Genomic DNA, 16,704 nt, shown 5'->3' with positions numbered 1-16,704 from the left:
GGTGACCCGACCTGCCGGCCGAGCCCTGGGAACAGCCCGACCGAGCCATGGGAACAGCCCGACCGGGCCGTGAGACCTGTCCGACCGCTGGGAGCCGCATGACCGTCGAGGAGTTCGAGGAGTTCTACGCTCACTCCGTCACACGGCTCGTCGGCCAGGTGTATCTGATGACGGGCGACCTCCACGAGGCGCAGGACGTGGTGCAGGAGGCGTTCGTACGGGCCTGGGGGCGCCGCTCCCGGCTGGTGCGGGACGCCGGGCCCGAGGCGTGGGTGCGGACCGTGGCGTGGCGGCTGGCCGTCAGCAGGTGGCGCCGCAGGGGCAGGGCCGCCGAGGCGTGGCGCACCCACGGCAACGGTCTGCCGGGTTCCGCGCCCGAGCCGGACGCGGACACGGTCGCGCTGGTCGAGGCGCTGCGCCGGCTCCCGGAGCGGCAGCGGCGCGTCGCGGTGCTGCACTACGTGTGCGATCTGACCGTGGAGCAGGTCGCCGCGGAGGCGGGCGTCTCCACCGGGACGGTCAAGACCCATCTGTCGCGGGCCAGGGCGGCGCTCTCCCGCCATCTCGGCCCCGAGCCGGGCACCGGCACCGGCACCGCCTCACGTACCGGTACGGACGCCTCGCGGCGGCCCGCGCGCCGCACCTCACCCGACCTCGTCCCTGACGCCACCGAGGAGCAGCCCGGTGTCTGACCTCCAGCGAGACGACCCGATCGCCTCGGCACTCAAGCGGGCCGCCGTCGCCGGCGGCCGTGCGGCCGTCCCCGCCCCGGCCGCGTACGTCACGGTCCGCGGTGCCCGGCGACGACGCCGCACCCTGGCCGCCACGGCCGCCTCGGCCGTATGCGTCCTGGCCGCGACGGGCGCCTTCACGGCGCTGCGGTTCCTGACGGACGCGCCGGCGCCGCCGGCGTCCCCGCCCTCGCCGCCCCCGTCGTCCGGCCCGTCCACGGTCCTGCCGTACGCCCCGGCGTCCCCGGCGTCCCCGTCGGTCCCCCCGCCCGTGATCACCCCGACGCGGGCTCTTGGGCCCGCCCTCCGATGACCACCGAAGGAGCCCACCCCCTCATGCGCGGAGCCGTGCTCACCAGGCCCGTACGCGGCGCCGAGGAGATACCCGGCGGGCCCCCGCCCGCCCCGCCGGCACGCCGGACGGACCGCTTGCCGTACCTCCTGGCGCTCGCCTTCCTCGTCGCGTACACGATGCTTTCCGTGCTGCGGTACCACCGCATGGACACCCGCTCCTGGGATCTGGGCATCTTCGAGCAGGCCATCCGCGGCTACGCGTGGCTCCAGGCGCCGGTCGCCGACCTCAAGGGGCCGGGCACGAACATCCTCGGCGACCACTTCAGTCCGGTCACCGCCCTCCTCGCCCCCGCGTACCGGCTCTTCCCCACGCCCGTGACGCTGCTCGTCGCCCAGGCCGCGCTCTTCGCGCTCGCGGTGATCCCCGTCACCCGCGCCTCCACCCGGCTGCTGGGCCGTGTGCCGGGCGGGGCGATCGGCGTCGCGTTCGGGCTGTCGTGGGGCATGCAGCGCGCCGTCGACTTCGACTTCCACGAGATCTGCTTCGCCGTCCCCCTGATCGCGTTCTCGCTGGAGGCGCTGCTGGGCCGCAGATGGGGCGCGGCCCTCTGGTGGGCGCTGCCGCTGGTGCTGGTCAAGGAGGACCTGGGCATCACGCTGGCGGCGATCGCGCTGGTGGTGGCCTGGCGGGCGCGTCGCACCTCGCCGCGCGCCGCGCTGTGCGCGATCGCGGTGGCGGTCCTGGGGACGGCCGCCACGCTGGTGACGCTGATCGTGGTCATACCGTCCTTCAACCATGGAAGCGGCTACGACTACTGGACCAAGGTCGGCGACGGTCCCACGCCCTTCGCCGGCGCCGAGACCAAGATCCGGACACTGCTGTGGCTGCTGCTGCCCACCACCGGCCTGCTCGCCCTGCGCTCCCCGCTGCTGCTGGCCGGCGCGCCGACCCTGGGCTGGCGCTTCCTGTCCGGCGACGACCACTACTGGTCCACGGACTGGCACTACAGCGCCGTGCTGATGCCGATCCTGCTGCTCGCCCTGGCCGACGCGGTGGACACCGGCCGCCGCAGCCCCCGGCCCTGGCTGCGCACCTACGCGGACCGGCTGCCCGCCTGCGCCGCCGCTGCCGCGCTCGCCCTGACCCCCTCGCTTCCGCTCGCGTCGCTCACCGAGGCCGGGGCGTACCGGAAGTCCCCGGGGGCGACGGCGGCCGAACGGCTGCTGGACCGCGTCCCGGACGACGCGACGGTGGAGGCGAACGTCGGTCCGATCAGCCGCCTGACGGGGCGCTGCCGGGTCCTGTGGGTGGGTGACACCCGGGGCGAGACACCGGACTGGATCGCGCTCGACAACAGGTCCGGCTGGCTGCGCAACCCGCACGACTTCGTCCGGCGGCTCCACCCGGACGCCCGGTTCCGCATCGCGGGCGAGGAGGCCGGTTACGTACTTCTGGAGCGGCGCGCGTAGGACGGACGGCCGCGCGACGCGTACGGGCCACGTGTACGGGCGAGGGCCCCGGTGGGCGTGGAGCACGCGCACCGGGGCCGTCGCCTGGCCGTTCGCGGCCGCCCGGCTACTCCGAGGCGATCGCGTTCAGTACGTTCATCCGCCCCGCCCGGAACGCCGGGACCAGTGCGGCGAAGAGGCCGACGAAGGCCGAGGCGACGAAGACCGTCAGGATCGTCGGCCACGGGATCTCCAGGACCTCCAGTCCCTCCAGGGCGAGCAGCTTCTGCGCCGACGTGCCCCAGCCCATGCCCAGGCCGAGGCCGAGCAGGGCGCCGAAGAGGGCGATGACCACCGACTCCAGGCGGATCATGCGCCGCAGCTGCCTGCGGGACAGGCCGATGGCCCGCATCAGGCCGATCTCGCGGGTCCGTTCGACCACCGACAGGGCCAGGGTGTTCACCACGCCGAGCACCGCCACGATGATCGCCAGGGCGAGCAGGCCGTAGACGATGTTCAGCAGCTGGCCGACCTGGTCCCGCAGGTCCTGCTTGAAGTCGGCCTGGTTCTGCACCCGGTACTGCGGATAGGCGGCGAGCGCGTCCTTGAGCGCTTCGTACGCCTCCTTCTCCTTGCCGTCCTGGGCCGTGGCGAACATGATCAGGTTCTTGGGCATCCGGTCGGCGGGCAGGTACTCCTGGGCGGTGGTGATGTTGGTGTACTTCGCGCCCTTGTCGACGTTGCCGTCGTCCGAGGTGATCGCCGCGACCTTCAGCTTCGCCGTCCTGCCGCCCTTGAACACGACCGACAGCTCGTCGCCGAGCTTCACGCCGTGCTCCTCGGCGTAGTTGTCGCCGACCGACATGGCGTTCTCGCCGTAGGCGGCGGAGAGTTCACCGGCGACCGTCTCGCGGCGCAGGTCCGTGGCGTACGTCGGGTCGGCGGCGACGATCCCCTTGCTCTCCGTCCGGCCGTCCGGAGAGGTGATCCGCGCGTCGAGGTACTTGTACTCGGTGACGTGCGCGATGCCGGGGGCCTTCTCCAGCGCGGCCTGCGCCTGGGGCACGACCGGCTGGCCGTTGTCGGACTGCACGATGAAGTCGGCGCCGACCGAGCGGTCGAGCTCGTCGGTCGCGGAGGCGACCATCGACGAGCCGACCACCGACAGGCACGCCACCAGGGCAAGGCCGATCATCAGGGCCGCGCCGGTGGCCCCGGTGCGGCGCGGGTTGCGCAGGGCGTTGCGCTCCGCCATCCGCCCGACCGGGCCGAACATCCGCAGCACCAGGGTGCCGATCACCCGGACCACACCGCCGGCGAGCAGCGGACCGACGACCACGAAGCCGACGAGGCTGAGCACCACACCGGCGCCGAGGAACAGCGAACCCTCGCCCGCGGTGCCGGCGAGCGTCGTGACGTACAGCGCGGCGGCGCCCGCCGCCGTGAGCAGCAGACCGGCGATCGCGCGGACGGTTCCGGCCTTGCCGTCGGCCGGCGTGCCGGCGTCGCGCAGCGCGGCCATCGGCGAGATCTTCCCGGCGCGGCGGGCGGGGACGTACGCGGCGAGCACCGTGACGACGACGCCGAGGAACAGGCCGATGGCGGGGGTCGTCCACTTCACCGTCAGGTCCTGCGTGGACAGTTCCATGCCCAGGGACGACATGAGCTCCATCAGGCCGATCGCCAGCCCGACCCCGGCGCCCACACCGAGCACGGAGCCGACGACGCCGAGCAGCACGGCCTCGACCAGCACCGAGCGGTTGACCTGCCGGCGGCTCGACCCGATGGCCCGCATCAAACCGATCTCCCGGGTGCGCTGGGCGACCAGCATGGAGAAGGTGTTGACGATGAGGAAGATGCCGACGAGGAAGGCGATCCCGGCGAAGCCGAGCATCGCGTACTTCATGACGTCGAGGAATCCGCCGACGTCCGCACGCCCGGCGTCCGCCGCCTCCTGCTGCGTCTGGAGCGTGTACGGCCCCTGGACGACGGCCGCCACGTTCCGCTTGAGCCGGTCGTGGTCGACGCCGGCCTCACCGGTGACGGCGACATGGGTGAACAGGCCCTCGGCGCCGAGCAGTTCCCGCTGGGCGGTGGCGGTGTCGAAGTAGACGACGGCCGCGCCCGGGTTGGTGACCTTGAACGAGGCGATGCCGGAGATCTTCGCCGTGAGGTCGCCGGTGACCGCGATGGTGCGCAGCTCGTCGCCCGTCCTCAGCCCGTGCTTCTCGGCGGTGTCGGCGTCGACCATCACCTCGGCCGGGCCGCGCGGGGCGTGGCCGGAGGTGATCTCCATCGAGCGCAGGTCGTTCCGCGTCCAGTTCCCGGCGATCGTGGGGGCTCCGGTGGTGGAGCCCATGTTCTCGTTCTCCGCGTCGACCACGGTCACGCTCATCGAGACGACGACACCCTCGGCGGACTCGACGCCCTCCGCCGTCCGCACGCTCCGGACCAGGGAGGCGGGGAGCGTCTCGGGCCTGCCGGTCTGGGGCGTCTCGTCGTCGGTCGCCGCCGTTGCCGGGCTGACGGTCACATCGGCGGCCGTCGCCGCGAAGAGCTTGTCGAAGGTGGTGTTCATGGTGTCGGTGAACACCAGTGTTCCGCTGACGAACGCCACCGACAGCAGCACCGCCACCGCCGACAGCGCCATCCGCCCCTTGTGGGCGAGGAAGTTGCGCAGGGAGGTCCTGACCACGCTCACGACGTCCGCCCCCGCGCGTCGAAGTCCTTCATGCGGTCCAGGACGGCCTCGGCCGTCGGCCGGTGCATCTCGTCGACGATGCGGCCGTCCGCGAGGTACAGCACCCGGTCCGCGTAACTGGCCGCTACCGGGTCGTGGGTGACCATCACGATGGTCTGGCCCAGCTCGTCGACGGACGTCCGCAGGAAGCCGAGCACTTCGGCGCCCGCCCGCGAGTCGAGGTTGCCGGTCGGCTCGTCCCCGAAGATGATCTCGGGCCGGGCGGCCAGGGCACGGGCGACCGCGACGCGCTGCTGCTGGCCGCCGGAGAGCTGGGTGGGCCGGTGCTTGAGGCGTCCGGCCAGGCCCACGGTCTCCACCACCCGGTTCAGCCAGGCGCTGTCCGGCTTGCGGCCGGCGATGTCCATCGGCAGTGTGATGTTCTCCAGCGCGTTGAGCGTCGGAAGGAGGTTGAACGCCTGGAATATGAAGCCGACGCGGTCCCGGCGCAGCTGGGTGAGCTTCTTGTCCTTGAGCTTGGTGATCTCCGTGTCGTCCAGGTGGATCTCACCGCTCGTCACCGTGTCCAGACCGGCGAGGCAGTGCATCAGCGTCGACTTGCCGGAGCCGGACGGGCCCATGATGGCGGTGAACTGCCCGCGGGCGATGTCCACGTCGACGTGGTCCAGTGCGACGACCCGGGTCTCCCCCGCCCCGTACGCCTTGACGACCTGCCGCGCTCGCGCCGCGACGGCCGTACGCCCTCCAGTACCCCCGTGCCTGGGAATGGTCACAGCCGTTGCCACGGTACGTCTCCTCGGTCGGATCGATGTTCGTTCGGGCCGCCGGTGCCGGCCGGCCTGATGCCGGTGGTCCCCGGTGGTCGGCCGGTGGTGGCCGGTGGTCGGGCCGGACAGCCCGGTTGCCGGGCGGCCGGACGGCCGGACGGCCTGGTGGCCTGGTGGCCTGGTGGCCGGAATCCGGCCGCTTCGATTCTTGCGGCGCGAGGCCGTCGGCGCGCTGGTGCTCAGCGCAGTGACGACCCTGGGGTTTTCCCCACCCCGTGGCCTTCCCCGTCCCCCCGGGGCCCCTCCGGAGCCCGTAAGAACAAGGTAAGGAGCGGCCCCCCGCCCTCTCGTCCTCCGGCGGGACGAACGCCCCCTGCCCGGAAGTAGGGAGATCCCCCTAGGGGACCTCGGCCTCACGGTGGAGCCGGCGGCCCCGGAGGTGTACCCCTCCCGCCGCGTGAGGTGCGGGTGAGAAGGTGACCCGAGCAACTACATGCATAGGGAAGGGATTTCGGTGACCGAAGCGATAACCGACGCCGCGGCGCCGGCCACCGCGTCGCGCAAACGCGGGCCGGTCGTCGCGGCGCTGATGCTCGGCATGGCGCTCGCCGCGCTCGACGGCACCATCGTCTCCACCGCCGTACCCCAGATCGTGGGCGATCTGGGCGGACTCTCCATCTTCTCCTGGCTCTTCTCCGGCTACCTGCTGGCCGTGACGGTCACTCTTCCGGTCTACGGGAAGCTCTCCGACACCTTCGGCCGCAAACCGGTCCTCATCGCGGGCATCGTGCTGTTCCTCATCGGCTCACTGCTCTGCGCCCTCGCCTGGAACATGGCGTCCCTGATCGCCTTCCGCGTCGTGCAGGGTCTCGGCGGCGGCGCGCTCCAGGGCACGGTGCAGACCATCGCCGCCGACCTGTACCCGCTCAAGGAGCGCCCCAGGATCCAGGCCCGGCTCTCCACCGTCTGGGCGACCTCGTCCGTCGCGGGCCCCGCGCTGGGCGGGCTGCTCGCCGGCTACGCCGACTGGCGCTGGATCTTCCTGGTGAACCTGCCGGTGGGGGCGGTCGCCCTGTGGCTGGTGGCCCGCCACCTGACCGAGCCGGCCCGCCCCCGTACGGCCGTACGGGTCGACTGGCCCGGCGCCCTGGCCGTCTTCGCCACCGGCGCCCTGCTGCTCACCGCCCTGGTCCAGGGCGGGGTGGCCTGGCCCTGGCTGTCGGCCCCGTCGCTGCTCCTGCTGGCCGGGGCCGGCGTGCTGGCTGCGGTCACCGTGTTCGTCGAACGCCGGGCGGCGGAGCCCATCCTCCCCGGCTGGGTCTGGCGCCGGCGCACGATAGCGGCCGTCAATCTGGCCCTGGGCGCGCTGGGCCTCCTCATGGTGGCGCCGACGGTCTTCCTCCCCACCTACGCGCAGACCGTCCTCGGCCTCGGCCCGATCGCGGCCGGTTTCGTGCTGTCGGCCATGACCTTGTCCTGGCCGATCAGCGCGGCCTTCTCCAACCGCGTGTACAACCGCATCGGCTTCCGGCTCACCGCGGTCATCGGGATCACGCTCGCCCTCCTGGTCCTGCTGGCCTTCCCGCTGCTGCCCCATCCCGGCGAGCCGTGGCAGCCCGCCCTGGTCATGCTGCTGCTGGGCGCGGCGCTCGGCCTTTTCCAGCTCCCCCTCATCGTGGGCGTCCAGTCCACGGTGCCGTGGTCCGAACGGGGCACCACCACGGCGTCGGTCCTCTTCTGCCGCCAGGTGGGCCAGAGCCTGGGCGCGGCCCTGTTCGGGGCGGTCGCCAACGCCGTACTCTCCTCCCGCCTGGGCGGCGGCGACCTGAACGATCCGGCGACGCTCACCCCTTCGGCGGTGGACGCGGCGGTGGACTACGTCTTCCTGGGGGCCGCGGCGGCGGGCGCGCTGGCGCTGCTGACCCTGCTGACGCTCGCTCCCCGCCGCTTCCCGGTCCTGCCGGACGGCGGCTCCTGAGGCGGGCGGGGTGCGAGGAGCGCCGCCCCGAGCACCCCGCCCCGCGCCCCCGTCCGCGGGAACGTCAGCCGTCGGCGCCCAGCCCTCCGGACGCCCCGGCCCCGGGCGGCACGTCCGGCAGGGACGGCAGATCCGATGCCGTGGACACCTCCGGACGCCGGGGCGGCGTCTCCGGACGGGCCGGCGCGTCGGGCGCGGGAGCCGCCCCCTCCGGCACGGGCGGCCTCTCCGGAACGGGCGACCTGTCGGGGAGCCGCGGCGCTTCCTGACGGGCCGGCACATCGGGCCGGGCGGCCGCCGCCCCGGGCTCGGCGCGCGCCTCGGGCCGGTACGGCACGTACGGCGGAGGAGCCGCCTCCTCCGTCACGACCGGTACGTACGCCCCCGGCCGGGCCTCGGCCGCCGGAGCCAACGGCCCCGGAGCGGGCGCCGCCTCGGCGTCCGCCGCCGCCGGAACGGGAGGCGTGTACGGAACGGGAGCCGTCGCCGGAACGGGAGCCGTCGCCGGGCCGGCCGTGGGGGCCTCCTCGGACGCGGGCGCACCGTCCTGCGCGGGCGCACCGTCCTGCGCGGGCGCCGGCTCCTCGGCGGGCGGCCCGCCGTGGACGGGCGGCCAGGCCACGGCCGGGGGCGCGCTCGGGCGCGGCGGCCCGTCCGGCCCGGGGCCCACGGCCGATTCCGGCTCCGCGTGCGGGGGGACCGGTGTCGCGGGCGGGACGTGCGCCGCGGCCGGGCGGGGCGCGGTGTCCCGGGCGGAGCCGGGGGCCTGTGCCGAGTCCTGCGGGGACCCCCCGTCCGGGGCCGCCGCTCCTTGGGCGGTACGGGCATCGGCCGCGAGGACCCCGTCCGGCCGGGGGGCCGCGTCCGGGGCCCGCGCCGCTCCGGCCGGGTGTGAGACCGGGCCCGCGTCCGTGGCCGGCTCCGTGCCCTCGGCCGCATCCCCGGCACCCGCCGCGCCCGCGCCGGGCGGAACCGTCTCCGCACCCGGGTTCGTGTCGTCGGCGCCGGGGGCCTCGTCGCCGGCGCCCGGGGCTTCGATGCCGTGCACCAGGGAGAGGTGCGGCCGGCCGCCCCCGGCCGGGGCCTCTCCCCGCCCTGCGCCCCCGGGTTCCTCCCCGGAGTCCTGCCCCTTCTCCGCGGCCCGCCCCTCCGCCGGGGCCGCCTCCCGGTCCTCCGCCTCGGGCGTCTGCTGCCCCTCCTCCGCGGACGCCTCCTGCCCCTCTTCCGGAGCCTCGTCCTGATTCAGTTCCGCCGCTTGACCCGTCAGGGTGGCCAGGCTGCTGCGTACGAGTGCCATGTGGGCCTGGAGTTCCTCACGGGTCTGCGCGTGCTCCCGCAGCACCTGTTCCGTCTCCCGCTCGGCCCGCTCCTCCTTCGCCCGCGCCTCGGTCAGCAGTTCGGCGGCTCGCGTGTCCGCCTCCTCCTGGATCCGCCGGACGTCGGCCTCCGTCTCGCCGAAGGCCCGCTCCACCTCGGCGAGCCGGGCCTCGGCGGCGGCGATGAGCTCCCCGTGCCGCAGGTCCGCCCGAGTGCGCCGCTCGGCCAGCTCGGCCTCCAGCACCGCCGCCCGCTCGGCGTGCGCCTTCTCCTGTGCGACGAGCAGACCGTCGGTGCGCTCCCGCGCGTCCCACAGCGCCACCTGCGCCTCGCCGCGCGCCTTCTCGGCCTGGACGCGCGCCTCCGCCAGCAGGGCGTCGGCCGTCTCGCGCGCCGCCGCCAGGGCCTGTTCCGCGTGCGCCTCGGCCGCCGCACGGACCGCGTCCGCCGCCTCGCGCGCCGCGTCCCGCTCCCGCCGGAACAGACCGTCCGCCGCGTCGGTCAGGGCCTGGGCCTGGGCCAGCACGCCGTTGCGCACCGCCTCGGCCTCCTCCTCGGCCAGGACGAGGATCTGCTGGGCCCTCAGGCCCAGCGACTCGTATCTCTGGGGTGCCAGACCGGAGACGGCCTCCCGCAGCCGCTCGGCCTCCTTCTCCATCTGCTTGGCGAGCACGGTGAGGCGCGCGGCGCGCTCCCAGGCGTTGTCGCGTTCCGCGAAGAGGTCGGTGACATGGCGGTCGACGTCCTTGGGCCGGTAGCCCCGGCCGCCACGTTCGACGACGACGAAGCCGTGCGGTGATGCTTCTGCGCTCATCCTTGAGCCCCTTTCCCTGCGGTTTCGGCGCATTCCAAGAATGCGCTAATCACCACAAAAAGGGGCGGAGCGCCCAGCCTGTGCCCAACAGGCCGGACGCTCCGTCATCAGCGCCGTATCAGAGCAGTCCGTCCCACATCTGCTCCAGCAGCACGGACCACCAGCTCTCCGGCGACGAGAGCGCCGCCGGGTCCAGCATCGCCAGCTGCGCCTGGAAGTCGACCGTCCAGCGGCCGGCCTGCTCCGGAGTGAGCCCGAACCGCAGACGCCACATCCGGCCCAGCAACGCCAGGCACCGGACGAACTCCGGCAGCCCGCTGTTGACGAACTGCGGCGCGCTCGGCAGACCCCCGGGCCCCGCCTCCACCGGTACGGCGACGATGTGCGCCGTGCCGTACTGGACGCAGATCGCCCGCCCGAAGTCGGATCCGACGACCAGGTAGGAGCCGGCGTCGGCGGCCGGCTGGACCTGCCGCTGGGCCGCCAGCTCCGCGAGGGTCGGAACGACCGGCTGGGCCGGCTGGGCCCAGAAGAACGGTCCGAAGTCGGCCGGCAGGCCCGCCCACACCAGGGTGCGCGCCACCAGCTCGGGAACGCCCTGCCGCGACACGGCCCGCTGGTCGAACCGGCAGATGCCCTGCGGCCCGAACGCCCCGGCCAGCTCCTGCGCCACACCCTCCGGCGGGATCGGCGGCGCGGGCTGTACCGGCGGCAGCGGCGCGCGCAGCGGCGCCGGACGCGCCGGCCCGTCGGCGACCTGGTGCAACTCGCCCTGATGGACGATGAGTTGCTGCATGCCCTGCTGACGGCTCGCGTGGTCGCGTCCGTACGGGGCGATCGAGGTGATCCGCGCCTGGGGCCAGGTCTCCCGGATCATCCGGGCGCAGTAACCGCCCGGCAGCTCGCAGGACTCCAGCTCCGTGTGCAGCTCCAGCACCTGCTGCGGCGGCACGTTCAGGGCCCGCAGCTCGTGCAGGATCTGCCATTCGGGGTGCGGGGTGCCGGGCGCCGAGCGCCGGATCAGCTGGGCCTCGGAGCCGTCGGGCGCGCGGTAGCGCAGCACGGCCTGGTACCCCGGTCCGATGGTCGGCCGGCCGCTGGGCTGCTGCGGATAGCCGTACGCGGGCGGGCCCTGCGGCACGTGTCCGTGCGGGTGCGGGGCATGGGGCTGAGGTACGGGACCCGGAGGCACGGGACCCGGAGGTACCGGTCCGGGCCCTCCGGGACCGGGCTGGGCCAGCATCGTCGCGGCGTGGTGCACACCGCCCCCGGGCGGGCCGGGAGGACCGGGCGGCTGCGGCGCGCCGGGGCCGGGGCTCGCCAGCATGGTCGCCGCGTGGTGGGCGTCCCCGCCGGGGGTGCGGGGATGTCCGGGAGGACCGGGGGGACCGGGCGGCTGCGGCGCGCCGGGGCCGGGGCTCGCCAGCATCGTCGCCGCGTGGTGGGCGTCCCCGCCCGGCGGCGGAGTGGAGCCGGGCGGAGCGGGGGGCGCGGGCGGCGGGGGCGTGCCGTGGCCGCCCTGGCTCCGGTTCGGGTTCTGGGTGGGGTGCGCGAGCATCGTCGCCGCGTGGTGCACCCCTCCACCGGGCGACGGGGTGGCACCCGGCGGGGGCGGAGGCGTGGGCGGGCCGGGGGGCTGGGGGCCGCCGGGACCCAGCTGCGACACGAGCTGCGTCGGCACGTACCCGCCGGCGGGCGCGCCGGGCGCGCCCGGACCCGTCGCGGGCGGCTGCGGACCGGGGCCGGCCCCGGGGGCCGCTTGGGGGAAACCCGGAGGCGTGCCCGGCGCGCCGGGCGGCGGCGGAGTCGTCGGCCCGCCGCCGCGGGCGGTCCGCGGCAGGGGCGCCTTGCTGGTGGCGGCGTCCGCGATCTCGCTCGCCGACGCCGCCTGCGGGTCGAGCGCGGGCACGACGGCGGTACGCGGCAGCTGGCTGCCGCCCGACATCAGCGCCGTCGGGGCGTCGGCCCCCACGGCGGGCGGCGGCGTGTCGTCGTCGTCCGACCCGGACAGGGCGGGGGCGAAGACCGTGGCGGGCAGCGGTACCGAGCCGTCGCCGTCACCGCTCGCCGCGTTGGCGTCGCTCCAGGGGCTGGAGGCGGGCACCCCGTCGGAGGCAGTGGGCTCGTGATCGGCGCCCGCGGTGCCGCCGATGGTGCCGGCGCCGGTCCAGGGGCCGCCCGCGACATGCGAACCGCGCCCCGAGGTCGAGGCGTCCCCACCCGGCCCGGCGGCGGTTCCGGTTCCGGTTGTGGTTCCGGCATCGGCGCCCACCGACCCGTACGCACCGGAAGAGGCGGACGAGAGGGAAGGGGAGGAAGAAGAGGAAGGGGAGGCGGAGGGAGCGGGAGGGCCGGCCGGGTCCGCGGCGGGCTCCGCGAGGGGCGCCCCCGCCGACGCGTCCCCCATGGACCCACCCTCGGCCTCGGAAGCGGCGGGAGCGGCGGAGGCGGCCGCCGGGGTGCTCTCCGGCGCCGCCGTACCGCCCGCGCGACGGTCCGGGATGCCCAGCTTGTCCGCCGCGTCCTGCAGCCACTCGGGCGGGGTCAGCAGGAAGGATGTCTGGTTCAGGTCGATCCGCTCCGGCGGCGGGGCCGCCCCCGTGTCGGCCGGTACCGGATCGGGGGCGCCGTACTCCTCCTCGTACCGGCGGATGACCTCACCCACCGGCAGCCCCGGCCACAGCGTCGCCTCACCGCTGTCCCGGGCGATCACCAGCCGCTGACGTCCGCCGTCCAGGGCGGGACCGCCCTCGCGGTCCTCCGCCCACACCACGAACCCCAGCTCGAACTCCCGAACCCGCACCTCCCGGTGCTGGTACGCGGGCACGTCGCCGTTGACCCACTCTTCCGCGCGCTCCTGCGCCTGCGCGAAGGTCACCATCGGACCGTCACCCCTCGTCGGAGACGGGGACGGCGCGCGCGAAGCCGCCGTCCACCATCAGGTTCGCCACCGTCTCCAGCTCGGGCGGGCCGCCCGCCAGCCGCTGGAGGAACTCATCGAAGTCGGCCCCGCAGGGCAGCAGCAGCCGCTCCACGCGCTCCTGAACCGTCCAGCCGGCCGTCTCACTGACGTCCCTGGCGTCGTCGTACGCGCAGAACCACACCGAACCGGGCGACGTGCCCCGCACCTTGACGGCGAGGATGCCGCCCTGGACGAAGGCGACGCCCAGGTAGTCCTTCGTCAGATGGTCCCGCAGGCACTTGTTGATGTACACCAGGTCGTTGACCGCGGCCTCGTCGCGCACGGTGAAGAACGGCTGGTCGACCAGCAGCCCCAGTTCGGCGTCGAGCGCGGCGCCGACCGGCGCGCACCCGCCCGCCGCCTTCAGGAAGGACCGGTACGCGCCGGGCAGGCGGTACCCCAGGTCCTCCTCCACGCCCAGCAGCTGCGCCTCGGTGACCGACACCGACCCCTTGGGCAGCCCGAAGTGCGCCGGCCGGGTCTCCTGGAGGGGCCGCGTGCCGCGCTTGGACTGGTTCACGGCGGCCGTGGCCAGCCCGCCGTGATGGCGCAGCAGCGCCTTCACCTCGACCGGGACCAGTTCCATGCGGCGGCTGCCCGCCACGTGGTGCCACGTCCAGCCGTGCGGCGTGGCCACGGGCGGGACGGTGTCCCACAGCTCGTGCCCGCTCGCGTGCAGCGCGGCGTTCGCGGACACGTAGTCCGTCAGCCGCAGCTCGTCCACGCCGAAGCCCTCCGGCGGCTCGGCGATCTCCGCGACCGCGCGCGCGTACGCCGAGAACACCGGGTGGCCGTTGTCGTCGACCCGCACCCCCCTGGGGTGCCGGGAGGCTCGGACCGGGTCCGGGAAGTGCACGACCTGCCCGGCGTAGGCCGCGTTCGGTGGCGCGGCGCTCCCCCGGCCCTGGAGGCCGGGAGGTGCCCCCAGCCCGAGCGGACCTGTCGTCATGATGGATGCCCCCTGCTGCTGACCGGCTGGTTCCGCACAGCCTAAGCGGTGGGGCGACCGGGGGTACCTGCCCGCCGTCACGGTGACCAACCGTCACGTCCGGGTGACCCAAAGACGACCCCGCGACACACCGATCACACGTTTCAGCGCCCCCGCTTCCCCATAAGCTCACCCATTTGGCAGGCTGTTTCCCGCAACTCGGGGGATTGCAGAGGGGACCGAACGCATCATGCACACAGCGCAACCAGGCACCACACCATCCGGGGGCGACCCACGCCTCAGCTGGAGCAGCACCGCCCCCGATCGCGCGCCGACGCTGAGCCACCGTCGCGACGGCATCCTGCCGACCGTCGGGGCGGCGCTCTCCGTGCGCGGCGAGACGCTCACCTGCACCGCCGGCCGGGCCGAACAGCCACCCGTCCTGCACGCACTCGTACAGGACTTCCTCGACACCCTTACGAGTGGACAGCGCGAGCGCTGGACCGGTCGCTGCCCGGAGGTGATCCTGCTGTCACGGCACCTCACGGCCACGGAGACCGGCCGGTCCAAACGGGCCCAGCGCAAGCCGCTCACACACGGCGAGGCCCGCCGCTCCCTGAAGAACGCCAAACTGACCGCCCGCCGCATCCGCGAGGACGGCGACCCCCTGCACGGCAGCTACGCCGCCCCCTGCCGCTCCTGCGCGGCGCTCCTGGCCCACTTCGGCGTACGCTCCGTCGACCCGACCGCCCAGAACGGCTGACCGCACCCCCATGCCCGACCTGAACACCACCCGCTTCCCGGTCGCCGTCGACGCCGCCCTGCGAGAGGCGGGGTGGCAGCCCGGCCGCTGGGACATCAAGCAGGCCGAGCAGTGGGCCGACACCCTGCGCGCCCACGTCTCACCGGCCGGCCACCGCCACAGCGTCTTCCCCGCCGCCGTCGAGGCGTGGGCCGAGTTCGGCGGCCTGCGCGTCACGGCGCCCGGGCCCGGCCGGCAGATCGCGCCCGCCCGGGTCCGCTTCGACCCGCTGGCCGGACTGCACCTGGCCCGCTCACTGGCCGACCTGGGCCGCGCGCTCGAAACGGAGATGGCGCCCCTGGGCGAGGAGGCGGACGGCCAGGCGGTCCTCGCGATCGACGCGGAGGGCAGGGTCTACAGCCTGGACCACGCGGGCGACTGGTATCTGGGCCCCGACGTCGACCACGCGCTGGCCACCCTGGTCTCCGGCACCCAGCCGCTGCGCCTCACGTCCCCCTGACCGGGGCGCGTCACCCCGCCGCCCTGCCCCCGGCGCCGCCCGCTCCGGCCCGCGCCACCGGCGCGGGCAGCACCGCCGACACCCGGAAACCGCCCTGGTCCGTCGCGCCCGAGACGAAGACCCCGCCGAGCGCGGTGACCCGCTCGCGCATGCCGACCAGGCCGTTGCCCCCGCTCGGCAGCCCGGCGTCCGCCGCCGCGCCGTCCGAGGGCCCGTTCTCCACCTGCATCGCGACCTCGTCGCCCCGGTGCGCCAGCCGGACCGTCACCCTGGCGCCCGCGGCGTGCTTGTGGACGTTCGTCAGCGCCTCCTGCACCACGCGGTACGCGGTGCGCTCGACGTCCGGCGCGTAGCCGCGGACCTCCCCCGTCACCAGCAGCTCCACGACCGTCCCGGTCTGCCGCGACTGCTCGACCAGCTCCTCCAGCGCGTCCAGACAGGGCCCGTCGTCCGCCGCCGCGGCCGCCGCGGCCGCCGCCCGGCCGACCGCGGCCAACGGCACCGGACGGACGGCCGCCCGCCCCGCCGCCGGTTCCGGTCGCGCTTCCGGTCCGGACCCGGAACGCAGCACCCCGAGCATCTCGCGCAGCTCCGTCAGGGCCTGCCGACCCATGTCCCCCACCAGCGCCGCGTTCCGCACGGCCTTCTGCGGGTCCTTGAGCGCGACCGCCTGGAGCGCCGCCGCGTGCACCACCATCAGGCTCACCCGGTGCGCGACCACGTCGTGCATCTCCCGGGCGATCCGGGTGCGCTCCTCGGTACGCGCCATCTGCGCGCGCTGCTCCGCCCGGTCCGCCAGCAGCGACAGCTCCTGCTCCAGGCTGTCGGCCCGCTCGCGCAGGCTCTCCATCAGCCGCCGCCGCGCTCCTATGTACAGGCCGTAGAGCACCGGCGGGGCGGTCAGCCCCAGCGACATGAAGACCGACACCAGCGGGACGTACCAGGAGCCGGGGTCGAAGTCCGCCGACGCGACGTCCTGGCGCACCCGTACGAAGGTCACGAGGCCCACGGCCGCCAGCGACATGCCGGACAGCGCGACGACGATGCGGCGGGGCACCTCGGAGGCGGCCAGGGTGTAGAGCCCGATGATGCCCATCAGGTAGCCCATCTCGGCGGGCGTGGTCGCGACGGAGACGAGCACCACGGTGATGGGCCAGCGGCGCCGCAGCACGAGCACGGAGCCCGCGGCCAGCCCGAAAAGCACCCCCACCGGCCCGGGCAGGCCGACCTCCTGTGCGAAGCCGACCCCCTGGGCCGCGCATTCGAGCGCCGAGAAGAAGGCGAGTGTCACATCCAGCACAGCGCTGCGCCGTCGGTCCCACCACCACCAGCCACGGACCGCGGTGCCCGCGGCGTCCTGATCTGCCCCCGTTGTGGTCATGCCCTCCACCCTACGGGCGGCCGCCACTCGCTTCCGGGGCCCTGAAGGCCCCGCCGGCAGGCCCGCAACGGCCCCCGCCCGCCAGGGGACCGAATGCGTCGATCTCCACCGTCGCATCGA

Annotated in this window: 12 protein-coding genes; 6 read left to right on the top strand and 6 right to left on the bottom strand. The window is 74.8% G+C overall.

The features are described 5' to 3' along the window. Window positions 1–98: 98 nt before the first annotated feature. Genes PUR26_RS26205 through PUR26_RS26195 form a run of 3 tightly spaced genes read left to right on the top strand, consistent with a single transcriptional unit; the run spans window position 99 to window position 2,495 of the window. Window positions 99–692 carry a SigE family RNA polymerase sigma factor gene (locus PUR26_RS26205; RefSeq protein ID WP_329875671.1) on the top strand — a complete coding sequence of 198 codons (594 nt, stop codon included), beginning with the start codon at window positions 99–101 and terminating at the stop codon, window positions 690–692. Next, a complete protein-coding gene (locus tag PUR26_RS26200; RefSeq protein WP_329875669.1) occupies window positions 685–1,044 on the top strand; it encodes a hypothetical protein in 360 nt (119 codons plus the stop codon). The genes PUR26_RS26205 and PUR26_RS26200 overlap by 8 nt, the downstream gene beginning before the upstream one ends. 23 nt (window positions 1,045–1,067) lie before the next feature. Continuing rightward, a complete protein-coding gene (locus PUR26_RS26195; RefSeq protein ID WP_329875666.1) occupies window positions 1,068–2,495 on the top strand; it encodes a DUF2079 domain-containing protein in 1,428 nt (475 codons plus the stop codon). A 106-nt stretch (window positions 2,496–2,601) separates the two neighbouring features. Here the strand turns inward: PUR26_RS26195 and PUR26_RS26190 are convergent, their stop codons facing one another. Then, complete coding sequence (locus tag PUR26_RS26190) at window positions 2,602–5,175, bottom strand: ABC transporter permease (RefSeq protein WP_329875664.1); 2,574 nt, start codon at window positions 5,173–5,175, stop codon at window positions 2,602–2,604. Then, window positions 5,172–5,960 carry an ABC transporter ATP-binding protein gene (locus PUR26_RS26185; protein ID WP_329875662.1) on the bottom strand — a complete coding sequence of 263 codons (789 nt, stop codon included), beginning with the start codon at window positions 5,958–5,960 and terminating at the stop codon, window positions 5,172–5,174. Before PUR26_RS26185 ends, PUR26_RS26190 begins: the two co-directional genes overlap by 4 nt. Before the next feature lie 475 nt (window positions 5,961–6,435). Between PUR26_RS26185 and PUR26_RS26180 the strand changes: the two genes are divergently transcribed. Further along, on the top strand, window positions 6,436–7,920 hold the full coding sequence (locus tag PUR26_RS26180; protein WP_443077169.1) for an MFS transporter: 1,485 nt from the start codon (window positions 6,436–6,438) through the stop codon (window positions 7,918–7,920). Window positions 7,921–7,984: 64 nt separating this feature from the next. Here PUR26_RS26180 and PUR26_RS26175 read toward each other — a convergent pair whose 3' ends face one another. From PUR26_RS26175 to PUR26_RS26165, 3 genes are all read right to left on the bottom strand, one after another. Continuing rightward, window positions 7,985–10,051, bottom strand: a complete 2,067-nt coding sequence (locus PUR26_RS26175) for a hypothetical protein (RefSeq protein WP_329875658.1) — start codon at window positions 10,049–10,051, stop codon at window positions 7,985–7,987. Between the two features lie 118 nt (window positions 10,052–10,169). Beyond that, window positions 10,170–12,932: an SUKH-4 family immunity protein gene (locus tag PUR26_RS26170; protein ID WP_329875656.1), complete on the bottom strand. Its 2,763-nt coding sequence runs from the start codon at window positions 12,930–12,932 to the stop codon at window positions 10,170–10,172. A gap of 7 nt (window positions 12,933–12,939) precedes the next feature. Continuing rightward, window positions 12,940–13,962, bottom strand: coding sequence for an SMI1/KNR4 family protein (locus tag PUR26_RS26165; protein ID WP_329875654.1), 1,023 nt, complete (start codon window positions 13,960–13,962; stop codon window positions 12,940–12,942). A gap of 229 nt (window positions 13,963–14,191) precedes the next feature. On the opposite strand from PUR26_RS26165, the gene PUR26_RS26160 reads away from it, so the two are divergent. Both PUR26_RS26160 and PUR26_RS26155 read left to right on the top strand, forming a co-directional pair. Beyond that, window positions 14,192–14,704: a YwqJ-related putative deaminase gene (locus PUR26_RS26160; RefSeq protein ID WP_329875652.1), complete on the top strand. Its 513-nt coding sequence runs from the start codon at window positions 14,192–14,194 to the stop codon at window positions 14,702–14,704. Window positions 14,705–14,714: 10 nt separating this feature from the next. Beyond that, window positions 14,715–15,203, top strand: coding sequence for an SUKH-3 domain-containing protein (locus PUR26_RS26155; RefSeq protein WP_329875650.1), 489 nt, complete (start codon window positions 14,715–14,717; stop codon window positions 15,201–15,203). Window positions 15,204–15,213: 10 nt separating this feature from the next. Here the strand turns inward: PUR26_RS26155 and PUR26_RS26150 are convergent, their stop codons facing one another. Next, complete coding sequence (locus PUR26_RS26150; RefSeq protein ID WP_329875648.1) at window positions 15,214–16,584, bottom strand: sensor histidine kinase; 1,371 nt, start codon at window positions 16,582–16,584, stop codon at window positions 15,214–15,216. Window positions 16,585–16,704: the final 120 nt, after the last annotated feature.

The organism is Streptomyces sp. SP18CS02 (assembly GCF_036322365.1).
Classification (GTDB): Bacteria; Actinomycetota; Actinomycetes; order Streptomycetales; family Streptomycetaceae; genus Streptomyces.
Note: the sequence above shows the minus strand (reverse complement) of the source record. Positions and strands in the feature narration are given on the sequence as shown.